This is a genomic window from Streptomyces sp. NPDC046465 (assembly GCF_040646035.1).
In the GTDB taxonomy this organism is placed as follows: domain Bacteria; phylum Actinomycetota; class Actinomycetes; order Streptomycetales; family Streptomycetaceae; genus Streptomyces.
In genome coordinates, this window is the sequence record NZ_JBEYZK010000015.1 from 152,511 (window position 1) to 166,502 (window position 13,992).

Sequence of the window (13,992 nt, forward strand, 5' to 3'; positions counted from 1 at the left end):
CGAGACCACAAGCGTCACTCCAGCAATACTTCAGCAACAGGGGACAGAGGGAGCAAGGTGCGCAACAAGGGGATATCCGCGCTGGTCTGCGCCGGACTGATGGCGGGCGCCGCGGTGCTCGGGGGAGCGGTCCCGGCCGTCGCGCAGGCGACGTCAGCTGACCGGCAGGACACCGCCACGACGGGCTCGACGGGCTCCGGCTCCTCGGACATCCGTGCACGGCTCGAACGAATACCGGGCATGACGGTGGTCTCGGTCGCGGGCAAGGAGGGCCACCCCTTCTACACGCTCACGTACAAGCAGCCCGTCGACCACCGCAAGCCCCACGGCGCCACCTTCACGCAGCGCGCCACGCTCTGGCACAAGGCCACGGACAAGCCGACCGTCCTGTACACCGGCGGCTACACCCTCCCCGGCGGCACCACCGCGCTCACCAAGCTGATCGACGCCAACCAGGTCAGCGTCGAGCACCGCTACTTCGCGGAGTCCCGGCCCACGGGCCCGGCGGGCGACGACTGGTCCAAGATGACCATTCAGCAGGAGGCCGCCGACGAGCACCGCCTCACCCGCGCCCTGCGCACCGTCGAGAAGGGCAAGTGGCTCGGCACCGGCGCCAGCAAGGGCGGCATGACGGCGACGTACCACGAGCGCTTCTACCCCGGGGACCTCGACGCGGTCGTCGCGTTCGTCGCGCCCAACGACGCGGACAACCGTGACGACCGGGGGTACGAACGCTTCTTCAAGACGGTCGGCACCAAGGAGTGCCGCACCGCGCTGAACGGCGTGCAGCGCGAGATGCTCGTACGCCGCGACACCCTCCTGCCCAGGTTTGAGACGGAGCAGAAGGACGCTGGGCACACCTTCGACGCAACGCTCGGCACCACGGACCGCGCCTACGAGTTCGCCGTCCTCGACCAGGTGTGGAACTTCTGGCAGAGCGGCACCGAGGCCGACTGCGCAGGCGTCCCCGACGCGAAGAAGGCCACCGACGACGAGCTCTGGAACTGGTCGAAGGAGCACGGCTTCAGCGTCTACCACGACCAGGAACTCGGCACCAACGGCACGGGCCCCTACTACCGTCAGGCCGCGACCCAACTCGGCTGGGCCGACCTGAAGTTCAGCCACCTCAAGGACGTCCGCCACTACCCGGGCATCTACCAGCCCAACTCGGTCCTTCCCGCCGCCATGCGCGGCACGTACGACAACAGCACCACCGCCGACGTGGACCGCTGGGTGAAGAACCGCGGCCGCCACATGATGTTCGTCTACGGCGAGAACGATCCGTGGAGCGCCGAGAAGTTCACGCCCAGCCGCCACGACTCCTACCGCTACGTGGTGCCGGGCGCCAACCACGGCGCGTCCATCGCCAAGCTCCCCGAGGCCGAACAGGCGAAGGCCGTCGCCACCATCAAGCGCTGGGCGGACGTGAAGTAACCCACTCCCGGGGCCTCAGCAGGGGCGCGGCGATCAGCAGTCGCGCCCCCGCGAGCACCGGAAGGAGTACGTGATGGTCGACGCTCTCCACGAGGGCCGCGCCCGCCGCGATGCCGAGCGCGGTCGGTGTGAACATCAGGGTGTTGGCGGTCGCCGCCACCCGGCCGACGAGCGCGTCCGGCGTCTCCCGCTGGACCGCCGTCAGACCGGCGATGAGCACGCAGGGCAGCCCGACGCCGTTCGTGAAGCTGCCCACGAGCACCGCCGCGTCGTTCGGCAGCGCGTTCAGGACCGCGGCCGCCGCGGTCAGCGCGATGCCCACGCCCGCGAACCCGCGCGCCCCGATCCGCCGCATCAGCGCCCCGGACGCCACGCCCACCGCCACGGAACCGGCGCCCTGCGCGACGTACAGCACGCCCGTGTACGAGGGGGAGCGGCCGAGGCCCTCGACGATCGCGAAGAGGGCCGCCCCGCTGATCCCCGAGCTCAGCATCGTCAGGCCGCCCGCGAGCACGAGGGGCCGCAGCCGTGCGTGCCCCCACAGGTACCGTGCCCCCTCCGCGGTCCGCGCCCGCAGCGACGACCGGTCCGGCACCGGCACGCTCTCCCGCACCCGCAGCAGCGCGAACATCCCTGCCGCGAGGGCGAACGTCACCGCGTCCAGGAGGGCCACCCGGGCGCCCCCGTACGCGGCGAACAGGCCCGCACCGGCGAGCGGAGCCACTAGCTTCATGCCCTCGTTCGCGGTCATCCGCAGGCCGTTGAAGTCGCCGAGCAGCTCCTTGTCGACGGCCGTCGCGACCAGGGCGGCCTCCGCCGCGTCCGTGACGACGCCGCACGCCCCGTACAGCACCAGGACGGCGAAGAGGATCCACAGCCGTCCCGCGGTGTCGACGGCGAAGAGGGACAGGAGCAGGGCGCCGAGGGCGAGATTGGCGGCCACGAGGAGCGGTCTGCGGCGGGTGCGGTCGGCGAGCGTGCCGAGCAGGGGGCCGGTGAGGGTGGGCGCCCAGAGCGCGAACTGGCAGAGCGCGGCGAGTCCGTCGGACCCGGTCAGCTCTTTCACCCAGATCCCGGAGGCCAGCCACAGCGCGGAGCTCCCGAAGCCGGAGACCACCACCGCCCCGAGGTACAGCCCGGCGTTGCGGTCCCGCAGGACGCGCCCGGTCATCGATGTCATGCCTGGTGATGCTGGCTTCTAAGGCCCCGATGGCGGTATCGGGCGCTTTCCCTAGGGCGACGGCGATGAGTTCGCGGGGCGGGGCGGGTCTACAGGGGAGAGGTACCGAGACGGCCGCCTTATGCCTCGGGCCGGACCGGGCCGTCCGCCCATGCCCCGTACGCAGGACGCAGCAGGGAGTCCCCATGACCGACACCAGCCCCACCACCAGCAACGCAGGGGCTACCCGCTCCGCCGACGATGCCGTTCCCGACCTCGGCCCGCAGGCCCGCCTCATGGCCCGGATCGCCGCGCACGTCACGGACGAGCAGCTCGCGGCGCCCACGCCCTGTCCCGACTACGCCGTACGCCAACTCCTCGGCCATGTCCTCGGCCTCGCCGGTGCCTTCGAGGAGGCCGCCCGCAAGGAATTCGGGCCCGCCCTCGACCGGAACCCCGCCCTCGACCGGAACCCCGGCAGCGTCCTGCCCGACGTCGGCCCCGGCTGGCGCGAGGAGCTGCCCAAGGCGCTCGACGGCATGGCCGGGGCGTGGCGCGACCCGGCGGCCTGGCAGGGCATGACCCGCGCGGGCGGCATCGACCTGCCGGGCGAGGTCGCGGGGCTCGTCGCGCTCGACGAACTCGTCGTCCACGGCTGGGACCTGGCGCGCGCCACGGGGCAGGAGTACGCGCCGGACGAGGCGAGCCTGGAGGGTGCGCGGGCCCTGCTGAGCCCCGCGGCGCAGGCGGACCCCGCGGCGGACTCCGCGGCGGACCCCGCGGACGGGGCCGGTCTGTTCGGGACGCCGGTGCCCGTGCCGGTCGGCGCGCCGCTGCTCGACCGGGTGATCGGCCTGAGCGGCCGCGACCCGGGCTGGCGGCCGAAGGGCTGACGCGCCCCGCAGGTATGGATCAGGTAAAGGGTCACTCCGCCCCCTCCCCACATCCGGGTTGATGCGCGTAGACAGTCCTTGACCTGCCCGAACCCTGATGCGGAGACGCAATACATGCGGAAGTCCCTACGCGTGGCCGGCCTGGCCACCGCCTGCACCGTCGCCGGAGCCGCCCTCTACGCCACCGGTGCCGCCAGCGCGGACCAGGCCGAGGCGCGCCCCACCAAGGAGCCCCACAACATAGGCCTCCTCGTCGGCGAGATCGATGCCTACTACGGCGCCGCCAAGGACGCCGACGGCGTGTGGAAGTCCTCGCCCGACAGCCCGTACGCCAAGGATCTGGCCCGCATCCAGGCCAAGGCGAAGAAGGACATCAAGAAGGCCGCGCACCACACCCGGCACGGCAAGAAGCCGGCGATCGTCCTCGACGTCGACGACACCGCGCTGCTCAGCCTCGACTACGAGAAGTCGACGAACTACACGTACAACAACGGCAGTTGGAACGCCTACGTCAACGAGGCCAAGCGCCCCGCGGTCTTCGGCATGCCCCAGCTGGTGAAGTACGCCAAGCGCAAGGGCGTCGAGGTCTTCTTCCTCACCGGGCTCGCCGAGCCGCTGCGCGAGGGCGCCGTGACCAACCTCGCCAGGGCGGGCTACGGCACCGCGCTCGACCGTACGCACGTGTTCACCAAGGACAAGGCGAACCCGCCCGCGTACCTCAAGAACTGCGCGACGGCCACCGCCTGGAACTGCACCACCGTCCAGTTCAAGGAAGGCACCCGCAAGTACATCGAGTCGACCGGCTACAACATCGTCGGCAGCTTCGGTGACCAGACGTCCGACCTCGCGGGCGGCTACGCCGACAAGACGTACAAGCTCCCCAACCCGACGTACTACGTGGGCTGAGCCGGCTACGCGGGGTGAGCAGGATAGGTTGCATTCCTGACTAGGTCGCCATACGGTCTAGGTAGCTCAGACGCTCGGGGACCGCGCGGCGTGCGCCCCATCGCACGCGCCGCGCGGCCCCTTCGGGAAACGGGGATCCCATGACCATCTCGCCGGACTTCTCGACGGCATCGACCGCCGTCACCGCCACCCTCGCCGCCTACCTGCTGCTCGGCGAGCCCTGGACCGGCCGCCGGGTGTACGGCTCGCTGGCCCGCCGCAGGGACACCGAACCCCGCGCCCTCGTCCGCTACTTCGGCCTCCTGCTCGCCCTCACCTGGGCCTTCGCCGCCCTCGCCGTCGTGGCGCTGCTGCTCTCGCCCGGCACGGACGCCGCCGACCTCGGCCTGGCCCTGCCCGAGCGGCCCATTTACGCCGTCGCCGGAATCCTCGTCTGCACCGCGGTCGCCGTGGCTTCCGGACGCAACTTCCACGACCTCGCACGGCAGGGCAAGAACGTGCCGGGGCTCGCCGCCATCGAGGCGATGCTGCCGCGCACCGCGGAGGAGCGCAGGCTCGCCGTCGCCGTCGCCGTCAGCGACGGCCTCTGCTCCGAACTGGTCTACCGCGGCCTCCTCATCGCCTTCGGCGTCGGCGCCCTCGGGCTCGACCTCTACGCGGCGGCCGCCCTCTCCGTCCTCGTCTACGCGGTCGCCGGGTTCTACCAGGGCCGCCGGGGCGTCCTCGGCTTCGCGCTCTTCGGCGCGGTGCTCACCGGCCTCTACCTCGGGACGGGCAGCCTGCTGCTCCCCGTCGCCGTGCACATCGCCCTCTCCGTACGCGATCTGACGCTGCCCGCGCCGGACAAGCCGCACGCCGTGCCCGCCGTCCAAAGGCCCGCCGTCTGAGAGGCCCGCCCTCCGAAAGGCAGAGTGAAGTGACCGACCGCCGCGCCAGCTGGTTCAAGGGCGTACTCGACCTCCTCGTGCTCGCCGGTCTCACCGACGGCGAGAGCTACGGCTACGAGATCGCCAAGCTGCTCGACGCCGCCGGCTTCGGCCAGATCAAGGGCGGCACGCTCTACCCCGTACTGAACCGCCTGGAGGAGGCGGGACTGGTCTCCGCGGAGTTCCGCGCGACCGAGAAGGGGCCGGGCCGCCGCTACTACCAACTCACCGACGCCGGCCGCGAGACCCTCGGCGAACAGGGCGGCCTCTGGCTCGCCTTCGACGGATCCGTACGCGACGTCCTCGCGAAGGCGGGAGTGACCCCACGATGAACACGCGGTACGAGAACGACGGTTACCTCATCGGCCTCGCCGAGCTGCTGCGGGCGCACGGCCTGCCCGCCGACCGCGTCGAGGCGACCGTCACGGACCTCGCCGCCCACCTGGAGGAGGCCGGGACCGAGGACGCGGAGGCCGAGTTCGGCCCGGCGGACGAGTTCGCCCGGCAGCTGGTGCCCACCGCGGGGGAGCGGGCACCGGCGGCGCCGGACGAGACGGTGGAGACCTGGCGCTGGACCGCCGACACCTACGTCGACGAGGAGCTCCTGAACCGCTTCGGCGACGAGGGCTGGGAGGTCGAGCGGGTCGACGCCGTCGGGCGCTTCGTGAGCCACCGCGACCTGGCGCAGCCGCAGCGCTGGGAGTACCGGCGCGAGCTGGTCACGCGCGGGCGCGAGGGCCTCGACGAGCGGCTCGCGCCCGACGGCTGGGAGGCGTGCGGGACCTGGGTGATCTACGCGTGGTTCAAGCGCCCGCGCGCGGCGAGCCTCGGGCCCGCGGCCCGGGTGGCGTCGCCGCCGCCGGTGCCGGAGCGGACCAGCTTCTTCAGCGGCAAGTTCTACGCGCTGCTCGCCGTGCTCACCGTCGCGGCGGTCGCGGCAGGCGTCGCGGTGGCCGTCGACGACGGAGACGCGAACTCGGGCATCGGCTTCGTGGTGGGGCTGCTCGCCGGGGCGGGAGCGGTCGCGGCCGTGGTGTGGGCCCTGCAGATGCGGCGCGGGCGCCGCCCCTGACCCGGGGGAGGGCGGGTCGGGGCGACGCCTCGGGGGTCGTCAGGCGTGCGATGCGTGCGTCAGGCGTGCAGCGCGCTCGTCAGGCGTGAAGAGCGCGCGTCAGGACTTCAGCGCCGCCGACATCATCGCCTTCGCGATCGGGGCCGCAAGGCCGTTGCCGCTGACCTCGTCGCGGGCCGCGCTCGACGACTCGATCATCACCGCGACCGCCACCTGCTTGCCGTCGCTGCCCTTGGCGTACGACGTGAACCAGGCGTACGGCGTTTTGCTGTTCTTCTCGCCGTGCTGGGCCGTGCCCGTCTTGCCGCCGACCGTCGCTCCGGCGATCTTCGCGTTCGAACCGGTGCCCTTCTCGACGACCGTCTGCATCGCGGACTGCAGGCCCTCGGCGGTGGACTTGTCCATGACGCTCTGGGACTCGTTGTCGTCGTACTTCTCCAGGACGTCGCCGCCGGAGTCGCTGATCTGGGAGACCATGTGCGGCTTCGCGAGCTCGCCGCCGTTGGCGATGGCCGCCGACACCATCGACATCTGCAGCGGCGTCGCCGTCACGTCGAACTGGCCGATGCCGCTGAGGCCCGTCTGCGCCTTGTCCATGCCGGACGGGTAGACGCTCTTGGACGCGCGCACCGGGACGTCCAGCTTGTCGGTGTTGAAGCCCAACTTGTCCGCCATGTCCTTGACCTTGTCCTGGCCCAGGTCGACGGCCATCTTCGCGAAGACGTTGTTGCAGGAGTACTGCAGCGCCGTGCGGATGTTCGCGTTCTCGCAAGGGGCCGACCGGTTCTCGTTGTTGAGGTCCTGGCTTGTGCCGGGCAGCCTGTACGGGTTCGGGCTGCTCGTCCTCGCGTCCACCGAGTCGTAGAGACCGTCCTCAAGGGCCGCCGCCGCGACGACCAGCTTGAAGGTCGAGCCGGGCGGGAGCGGCTGGCGCATCGCGCGGTTGACCATCGGCTTCTCCTTGTCGGTGGTCAGCTTCTGCCACGCCTCGGAGTCGGTGGAACCGCTGATCTTCGACGGGTCGTACGACGGCGTCGAGACCATGCCGAGGATCTTGCCGCTCTCGGGGTCGATGGCCACTGCGGCGCCCTTGGTGTCGCCCAGCGCCTTGTACCCGGCCTTCTGCACCGCCGGGTCGATCGTCGTCACGACGTCACCGGGGTCGGCACGCTTGTTGGTGAGCGTGTCGAGGGGCGTCTTCAGGCGGTTGTCGGTGCCGTCGAGCAGGTCCTTGTAGATGCCTTCGAGCTGAGTGGCGCCGAAGACCTGGGAGCTGTAGCCCGTGACGGGTGAGTAGAGGTCGCCGTTCTTGTACGTGCGTTTGTACGCGAGATCTGATCCTGTCGTCCGCTCGGAGCCGGTGATGGCCTCACCGCCCACGATGATGTCGCCCAGCGGGTTCGCGTACTGCTCGATCGCGTTGCGCCGGTTGTGCTTGTCGTCCGCGAGCGCCGTCGAGTCGTGGAACTGCACCCATGTCGCCCGCATCAGCAGGGCGAGCACGAGCAGCAGCGCGAAGACCGAGGCCCGCCTGATCGTCTTGTTCATCCCGTGGGAAGACGAGCGGAGGGGAGGGATTCGTTCCCTTCTGGTGCGCTTACGGCTGTTTTCTCAGGAACTCCTCATACGGAGCCGCTGTGCAGGACGAGGACGACCTCGTCGATCTCCGCCCCGCGCGCCGGGGCGTACCCCCGCTCGGTGGCCGAGACACGGAACCCGCACTTCTCCAGGACCCGGATGGAGCCCGCGTTGTCCGCCGCCGCGCGGGCGTAGAGCGGCCGGTCCCGCTCCAGCTCCAGGAGGCCGCGCAGGGCCGCTGTGGCCAGGCCGCGCCCCCAGTACGCGCGGTCGATCCAGTACGTGACCTCGCGCTCGCCCGGTGTCCCGTACACCCCGGCGCTTCCCACCACGTCCCCGTCGGCGAGGACCGTGCGCACATCGGTGTCCGCGGCGGAGCGCATCTTCGTCCAGAGGGCGTCGAAACGGTCGCGGTCGGCGGGGTCCTCGGGGGTGAAGGCCGCCATGTGGTGGGACTCGGGATCGTTCATCTGCCGGAAGAAGACGGGCAGATCGCTGTCATGTACTTCGCGCAGGCTGACATCCATGCTTCAGAGCCTACGAGTTGCCAGTGTCAGCCGGTCGCGCGCGTCGAAGAGGGCGTCCTTGACCATCTGCTCGTGCGCGGGCGTGAGCCGCGCCACCGGCACCGAGCAGCTGATCGCGTCGCGCGCGGGCGTGCGGTAGGGAATGGCGACGCCGAAGCAGCGAAGGCCCAGCGTGTTCTCCTCGCGGTCCACCGCGAAGCCCTGCTCGCGCACCGCGTGCAGCTCCTCGATGAGCTTCTCGCGGTCGGTGATGGTGTGCTCGGTGAGCGCGGGCAGTGTCTCCGGGAGCAGCTTGCGGACCTGCTCGTCGGTGTGGGTGGCGAGCAGCGCCTTGCCGAGCGACGTGGAGTGCGCGGGCAGGCGGCGGCCCACCCGGGTGAAGGGCCGCAGGTAGTGCTGCGACTGGCGGGTGGCGAGGTAGACGACGTTCGTGCCGTCGAGCCGCGCGAGGTGGATGGTCTCCGTGGTGTCGTCGGAGAGCCGGTCCAGGGTCGGCCGGGCGGCGGCCACGACCTCGTCGCCGTCGATGTACGACGTGCCGACGAGCAGGGCCCGGACCCCGATCCCGTACCGCGTGCCGGTCGCGTCCGTCTCGACCCAGCCGAGCTCGACCAGGGTGCGCAGCAGCATGTAGAGGCTCGACTTGGGATAGCCGACGGCCTCCTGGACTGCGGCGAGCGAGTGCATTCCGGGGCGGCCCGCGAAGTACTCGAGCAATTCCACCGTCCGCACCGCGGACTTGACCTGCGCACCGCCTCCGGTCTCGCCAGCCGACATCGCCCTTGACCCCTTTGAACGCCGAGAAATAGTCTCCGAGTCCCCGTACATTCACCGACGAAGACAGCGTTCAGCATATCGAACGGCCCTGGTGAGTGGCATACCTCCGGCAAGACCCCTCATACGATCCGTACGGCCCTGGCAGTACCTCTGGAAAGGGAATTCGCGGTGGCAGCAGCACCAGTCTGGAGTGTCGACCCCCGAACCGGGAAGCAGCGCGAGCAGGTTGCGGTGGAAGCCACGGCCGAGGAGGTCGACCTGACGGTCCGCGCCGCCCGGGACGCCGCGCCCGCACTGGCCGACCGCGCGGTCCGCGCCGCCTTCCTGCGCACCGCGGCGGAGCTCCTCGAAGAGGCGAAGGACCACCTCGTGGAGGCCGCCGACGCGGAGACCGCGCTCGGCCCGGTCCGCCTCACCGGCGAACTCGCCCGCACCTGCTACCAGTTGCGCTCCTTCGCGGACATCGTCGACGAGGGCGCCTTCCTCGGCATCGTGATCGACCACCCCGACGCCTCGGCGACCCCGCCCGTCCCCGACCTGCGCCGCTACAAGATCCCGCTCGGCGTCGTCGCGGTCTACTCCGCCTCCAACTTCCCCTTCGCCTTCTCCGTGCCCGGTGGCGACACCGCGAGCGCGCTCGCCGCGGGCTGCCCCGTGGTCGTCAAGGCCCACCCCGACCACCCGGGCACCTCCGAGCTGGTCGCCTCCGTGCTGCGCAGGGCCGCCGCCCGGCACTCCATCCCCGAGGGTGTCCTCGGCCTCGTGCACGGCTTCGACGCGGGCGTCGGACTCGTCGGGCACCCGCTGGTCGCAGGCGCCGGTTTCACCGGCTCCATCCGCGGCGGACGCGCCCTCTTCGACGCCGCCGCGGCCCGGCCCGTGCCGATCCCCTTCCACGGCGAGCTCGGCTCCCTCAACCCCGTCGTGGTCACCGAGGCCGCGGCCGCCGAGCGCGGCGAGCAGATCGGCGCCGGACTCGCGGGCTCCATGACGCTGGGCGTCGGCCAGTTCTGCGTCAAGCCGGGCCTGGTCCTGGCCCCCGAGGGATCGGGCGGCGACCAGCTCGTGAAGTCCCTGACCGACGCGGTCAGCAACACCGGGTCCGGGGTGCTCCTCGACCACCGGATGCGGGACAACTTCGTCGCCGGGGTGCGCGAGCGCGCCGAACTCCCCGACGTCGAGGCCCCGGTGACCCCCGGCGCGGGCGGCGAGCACACCGTCAGCGCGGGGTTCCTGACCGTCCCGGCCGCGCGCCTCGCCCGGGAAGGCGCCCACGACCTGCTCCTGGAGGAGTGCTTCGGCCCGGTCACCGTCGTCGCGCGCTACGCCGACGCCGCGGAGATCACCGCCGTACTCTCCCGGCTGCCCGGCAACCTCACCGCCACCGTGCAGCTGTCCTCGGACGAGGCGGCGGGGGAGAGCGGCCGGGGCGCGGAGCTGCTCGCCGAGCTCACGCCGCTCGCCGGGCGCGTCCTCGTCGACGGCTGGCCCACCGGCGTCGCCGTCGCCCCGGCCCAGCACCACGGCGGCCCCTACCCCGCGACGACGTCGACCTCGACGTCCGTGGGCGGCACGGCCGTCGAGCGCTGGCTGCGGCCCGTCGCGTACCAGAGCACTCCCGAGGCGCTGCTCCCGCCGGAGCTGCGCGACGGCAACCCGCTCGGGCTGCCGCGCCGCATCGACGGACGCCTGGAACACTGAGGCCATGGACGTCACCCTGCCCGAACTGCCCTTCCCGCTGCGCACATACGGCCCCGACGGCCACTGGTCCCACGAGGACGGCGTGCTCACCGGCTGGGCGGGCGCCCGCCAGGACCGCTTCGTGCCCCCGACGGGCGAGGCGCTGGAGCCCGCGTCCGACGCGCCGCGCCTCCTCGGGGCCCCCGAGGGCGACTTCCAGCTGATCGCCCGCGTCACGGTCGGCTTCGCCGCCGCCTTCGACGCGGGCGTGCTGTACCTGCACGTGGGCGAGCGGGAGTGGGCCAAGCTCTGCCTGGAGCGCTCCCCGGACGAGCCGACGATCTGCACGGTCGTCACCCGCGGCCACTCCGACGACGCCAACGCCTTCGTGGTGGACGGCAGCAGCGCCTGGCTGCGCATCAGCCGTACGGGGTCGGCGTTCGCGTTCCACGCCTCGACGGACGGCGAGCGGTGGACCTTCGTGCGGATCTTCTCGCTCGGCGACGAGGAGTCGGCGAGCGCCGCGCTGGTCGGCTTCCTGGCGCAGTCACCGGTGGGCGAGGGCTGCGTGGTGACGTACGACCGCATCGAGTTCCGCCCCAGCTGGCCGAAGGGGCTGCGGGACGGTTCGTAGAGGTCTTTTCAGAGGGTGACGCGGCGGCCGGTGGCGGCCGACCGCTCGATGGCGTCGAGCAGCCGCTGGCGCCGCGCCGCGTGCGCGAAGTCGGGTGCGTGCGCGGTGCCTTCGGTGAGGTCGGCGCGGACCCGCGCGTACTGCGCCGCCACGTTGTACGCGGGCAGCCCGCGCAGCTCAGCGATCTCCGGTACGTCGAAGTAGCGTGCGGGCACGGGGAGTTCGGTGAGCGACTGGTCCGTGCCGCGCCCGCCGCGGAGGGTGAGCGAGGCCTGCTGGAGGTGCCCGGAGCCGCCGCTGACCACGACGTCTCCCTCGGTGCCGTTGATCTCCCAGTGGAAGTCGGTGCCCCGGGACAGCCCGGCCCTGAAGTGCAGGGAGGCGACGGCGCCCGAGCCGACCCTGCCGCTCACCGCGATCTGGTCGTCGACGGTCATGGCCGCGGGGCGCCCCGTGCCCTCCTCGCGCACGACCGGCCGCCGGGTCGCCAGGGTCGCCGAGACCTCGGTGAACTCGCCGAGCACCAGGGCGACGGCGTCGATCGTGTGGCCGAAGGGGATCGTCAGCATGGTGCCGCCGTTCCGCCTGTCAAGGAGGTACTCCCCGGACGGCTCGAACGTCGGGCCCCAGCGCCGTCCCGACGCGACGACACTGCTCGAAAGGACCTCCCCGACGTAGCCGTCGGCGACGAGATCGCGGAGGAACCGCACCGCGGGCGCGGAGCGGGCCTGTAGCCCCGCGAACGTCCGCACCCCCGCCCGGTCGGCGGCCGCCGCCAGCTCCTCGGCCTCCGTGAGGCCGTTGCCGAGCGGCCACTCGGACAGCACGGCCTTGCCCGCGCCGAGGGCGGCGAGGATCACCTCGCGGTGCAGCGGCACCCGCACGCTCACCACGACGAGGTCGACCTCGTCGCTGCGGACGAGCTCCGCGGCCGAGCCGAAGGCCAGCGGCACGCCGTACTTCTCACCCGCGGCCCGCGCGGAGGCCTCGCCGGAGGCGGCCAGGGCGCGCAGCTCGTAGCCCTTGAGGCGGGTCAGCGCGGGGAGGTGGGAGTGGGGCGCCCAGCCGCCGCGGGCGGAGAGTCCGACGAGGCCGACGCGGAGGGGGGAGGGGGCGGGAGCGGTGAAGGGAACCATGGCCGGGACGGTAGGAGGGACCCCCTGATCACCCGCAAGGGCCCCAACTATATTTTGGAAACCATGACTGGTCAGGACCTCGGCGAGCACCACACCCGCCACGACATCTACGGCTTGCTCTGCCCCGGCCGCGCGATCTTCGAGCTGCTCGTCAACAAGTGGACGGGCCTGGCGATCACCGCCCTGGAGGACGGCCCGCGCCGCTTCGGCGAGCTGCGCCGGAAGCTGGAGGGGGTGAGCCCCAAGGTGCTCACCCAGACCCTGCGCCGCCTGGAGGACCACGGACTGGTCCGGCGCACGGTCTACGCGGAGGTCCCGCCCCGCGTCGAATACGAACTGACCGACCTGGGCCGCGGCGCTCTGGAGCCCCTGGCCCACCTGCGCACCTGGATCAGGGGGAACACAGGGAGGTTCGGGGCGGGGGACGACGGGCCGTCGACGCCCTCTCGCGGGCCGGAGGAATGCGACGCATCACGCGGGTGTTGACGTCGGGAGCGGAGGCCGCCTCCGCGTCCACCCCACGTACGACCTGAAGAGAGCCACACACATGCGCGTCGAGATCTGGAGCGACATCGCCTGCCCCTGGTGCTACGTGGGCAAGGCCCGCTTCGAGAAGGCGCTCGCCGCCTTCCCGCACCGCGACGGCGTCGAGGTCGTGCACCGCTCCTTCGAGCTGGACCCCTCTCGCGCCAAGGGCGAGACCGGGCTCGTGCTGCCGATGCTCATGCAGAAGTACGGCATGAGCGAGGAGCAGGCCCGCGAGGGCGAGCGGCGGCTCGGGGAGAACGCCGCCGCCGAAGGCCTCGACTACCGCACCGAGGGCCGCGACCACGGCAACACCTTCGACATGCACCGCCTCCTGCACTTCGCCGCGGAGCAGGGCAGGCAGGACGAGCTGATCGGCCTGCTGTACCGCGCGAACTTCGCCGAGGAGCGGTCCGTCTTCGCGGACGAGGCGCGCGTCGTGGAGCTCGCCGTCGAGGCGGGTCTTGACGAGGGCGACGTGCGGGCCGTCCTCGCCGACCCCGAGCGGTACGCCGATGACGTCCGCGCCGACGAGCGCGAGGCCGCCGAGCTGGGCGCCAACGGCGTGCCGTTCTTCGTCCTCGACCGCAAGTACGGCATCTCCGGCGCCCAGCCCGCCGAGGTCTTCACCCAGGCCCTGGAGCAGGCGTGGGGCGACCGCGCGCCGCTGACCACCCTCGCCCACACCGAAGGCGGCGACGCCTGCGGGCCCGACGGATGCGCGGTTCCGCAGGCCTGAACCGCC

15 protein-coding genes are annotated in these 13,992 nt (G+C 72.0%); 10 read left to right on the forward strand and 5 right to left on the reverse strand.

All coding sequences use genetic code 11. The features are described from left to right. The first annotated feature begins 57 nt into the window (after positions 1-57). Positions 58-1,434, forward strand: a complete 1,377-nt coding sequence (locus ABZ953_RS24035; RefSeq protein ID WP_361727161.1) for a S28 family serine protease — start codon at positions 58-60, stop codon at positions 1,432-1,434. On the opposite strand, the gene ABZ953_RS24040 is transcribed toward ABZ953_RS24035, so the two are convergent. Further along, a complete protein-coding gene (locus ABZ953_RS24040; RefSeq protein WP_361727163.1) occupies positions 1,409-2,614 on the reverse strand; it encodes an MFS transporter in 1,206 nt (401 codons plus the stop codon). The genes ABZ953_RS24035 and ABZ953_RS24040 overlap by 26 nt on opposite strands. 185 nt (positions 2,615-2,799) lie before the next feature. Here ABZ953_RS24040 and ABZ953_RS24045 point away from each other — a divergent pair, with 185 nt between their 5' ends. The 5 genes from ABZ953_RS24045 (at position 2,800) to ABZ953_RS24065 (ending at position 6,390) form a co-directional block, all read left to right on the forward strand. Further along, the gene (locus tag ABZ953_RS24045; RefSeq protein WP_361727165.1) at positions 2,800-3,486 is read left to right on the forward strand and encodes a TIGR03086 family metal-binding protein; all 687 of its coding nucleotides are present in this window, start codon (positions 2,800-2,802) and stop codon (positions 3,484-3,486) included. A 114-nt stretch (positions 3,487-3,600) separates the two neighbouring features. Next, positions 3,601-4,392: an HAD family acid phosphatase gene (locus tag ABZ953_RS24050; protein WP_361727167.1), complete on the forward strand. Its 792-nt coding sequence runs from the start codon at positions 3,601-3,603 to the stop codon at positions 4,390-4,392. A gap of 140 nt (positions 4,393-4,532) precedes the next feature. Next, positions 4,533-5,279 (forward strand): CPBP family intramembrane glutamic endopeptidase, encoded by a 747-nt coding sequence (locus ABZ953_RS24055; protein WP_361727169.1) that lies wholly within the window; start codon positions 4,533-4,535, stop codon positions 5,277-5,279. A 29-nt stretch (positions 5,280-5,308) separates the two neighbouring features. Beyond that, positions 5,309-5,650, forward strand: a complete 342-nt coding sequence (locus tag ABZ953_RS24060; protein WP_361727171.1) for a PadR family transcriptional regulator — start codon at positions 5,309-5,311, stop codon at positions 5,648-5,650. Next, on the forward strand, positions 5,647-6,390 hold the full coding sequence (locus ABZ953_RS24065) for a hypothetical protein (RefSeq protein WP_361727173.1): 744 nt from the start codon (positions 5,647-5,649) through the stop codon (positions 6,388-6,390). The genes ABZ953_RS24060 and ABZ953_RS24065 overlap by 4 nt, the downstream gene beginning before the upstream one ends. Before the next feature lie 99 nt (positions 6,391-6,489). On the opposite strand, the gene ABZ953_RS24070 is transcribed toward ABZ953_RS24065, so the two are convergent. From ABZ953_RS24070 to ABZ953_RS24080, 3 genes are all read right to left on the reverse strand, one after another. Next, positions 6,490-7,938, reverse strand: a complete 1,449-nt coding sequence (locus tag ABZ953_RS24070) for a penicillin-binding transpeptidase domain-containing protein (protein ID WP_361727174.1) — start codon at positions 7,936-7,938, stop codon at positions 6,490-6,492. 74 nt (positions 7,939-8,012) lie between these two features. Continuing rightward, complete coding sequence (locus ABZ953_RS24075) at positions 8,013-8,495, reverse strand: GNAT family N-acetyltransferase (RefSeq protein WP_361727176.1); 483 nt, start codon at positions 8,493-8,495, stop codon at positions 8,013-8,015. A 3-nt stretch (positions 8,496-8,498) separates the two neighbouring features. Then, positions 8,499-9,272, reverse strand: a complete 774-nt coding sequence (locus ABZ953_RS24080; RefSeq protein WP_361727178.1) for an IclR family transcriptional regulator — start codon at positions 9,270-9,272, stop codon at positions 8,499-8,501. A 168-nt stretch (positions 9,273-9,440) separates the two neighbouring features. On the opposite strand from ABZ953_RS24080, the gene ABZ953_RS24085 reads away from it, so the two are divergent. Both ABZ953_RS24085 and ABZ953_RS24090 read left to right on the forward strand, forming a co-directional pair. Next, the gene (locus tag ABZ953_RS24085; protein WP_361727180.1) at positions 9,441-10,973 is read left to right on the forward strand and encodes an aldehyde dehydrogenase (NADP(+)); all 1,533 of its coding nucleotides are present in this window, start codon (positions 9,441-9,443) and stop codon (positions 10,971-10,973) included. Between the two features lie 4 nt (positions 10,974-10,977). Beyond that, complete coding sequence (locus ABZ953_RS24090) at positions 10,978-11,586, forward strand: DUF1349 domain-containing protein (protein WP_361727182.1); 609 nt, start codon at positions 10,978-10,980, stop codon at positions 11,584-11,586. Between the two features lie 8 nt (positions 11,587-11,594). On the opposite strand, the gene ABZ953_RS24095 is transcribed toward ABZ953_RS24090, so the two are convergent. After that, on the reverse strand, positions 11,595-12,722 hold the full coding sequence (locus ABZ953_RS24095) for a Gfo/Idh/MocA family oxidoreductase (RefSeq protein ID WP_361727184.1): 1,128 nt from the start codon (positions 12,720-12,722) through the stop codon (positions 11,595-11,597). Between the two features lie 63 nt (positions 12,723-12,785). Here ABZ953_RS24095 and ABZ953_RS24100 point away from each other — a divergent pair, with 63 nt between their 5' ends. Continuing rightward, entirely contained in the window at positions 12,786-13,208 is a 423-nt protein-coding gene (locus ABZ953_RS24100) for a helix-turn-helix domain-containing protein (RefSeq protein WP_361727185.1), read from the forward strand. 61 nt (positions 13,209-13,269) lie between these two features. Beyond that, on the forward strand, positions 13,270-13,986 hold the full coding sequence (locus tag ABZ953_RS24105) for a DsbA family oxidoreductase (protein WP_361727187.1): 717 nt from the start codon (positions 13,270-13,272) through the stop codon (positions 13,984-13,986). The last annotated feature ends 6 nt before the right edge of the window (positions 13,987-13,992 follow it).

Bases quoted from the DNA above. Each gene is read 5' to 3' on its own strand.
- ABZ953_RS24040 (WP_361727163.1), bottom strand. From the start codon at position 2,614: ATGACATCGATGACCGGGCGCGTCCTGCGGGACCGCAACGCCGGGCTG.
- ABZ953_RS24045 (WP_361727165.1), top strand. From the start codon at position 2,800: ATGACCGACACCAGCCCCACCACCAGCAACGCAGGGGCTACCCGCTCC.
- ABZ953_RS24050 (WP_361727167.1), top strand. From the start codon at position 3,601: ATGCGGAAGTCCCTACGCGTGGCCGGCCTGGCCACCGCCTGCACCGTC.
- ABZ953_RS24055 (WP_361727169.1), top strand. From the start codon at position 4,533: ATGACCATCTCGCCGGACTTCTCGACGGCATCGACCGCCGTCACCGCC.
- ABZ953_RS24065 (WP_361727173.1), top strand. From the start codon at position 5,647: ATGAACACGCGGTACGAGAACGACGGTTACCTCATCGGCCTCGCCGAG.
- ABZ953_RS24070 (WP_361727174.1), bottom strand. From the start codon at position 7,938: ATGAACAAGACGATCAGGCGGGCCTCGGTCTTCGCGCTGCTGCTCGTG.
- ABZ953_RS24075 (WP_361727176.1), bottom strand. From the start codon at position 8,495: ATGGATGTCAGCCTGCGCGAAGTACATGACAGCGATCTGCCCGTCTTC.
- ABZ953_RS24080 (WP_361727178.1), bottom strand. From the start codon at position 9,272: ATGTCGGCTGGCGAGACCGGAGGCGGTGCGCAGGTCAAGTCCGCGGTG.
- ABZ953_RS24090 (WP_361727182.1), top strand. From the start codon at position 10,978: ATGGACGTCACCCTGCCCGAACTGCCCTTCCCGCTGCGCACATACGGC.
- ABZ953_RS24095 (WP_361727184.1), bottom strand. From the start codon at position 12,722: ATGGTTCCCTTCACCGCTCCCGCCCCCTCCCCCCTCCGCGTCGGCCTC.
- ABZ953_RS24100 (WP_361727185.1), top strand. From the start codon at position 12,786: ATGACTGGTCAGGACCTCGGCGAGCACCACACCCGCCACGACATCTAC.
- ABZ953_RS24105 (WP_361727187.1), top strand. From the start codon at position 13,270: ATGCGCGTCGAGATCTGGAGCGACATCGCCTGCCCCTGGTGCTACGTG.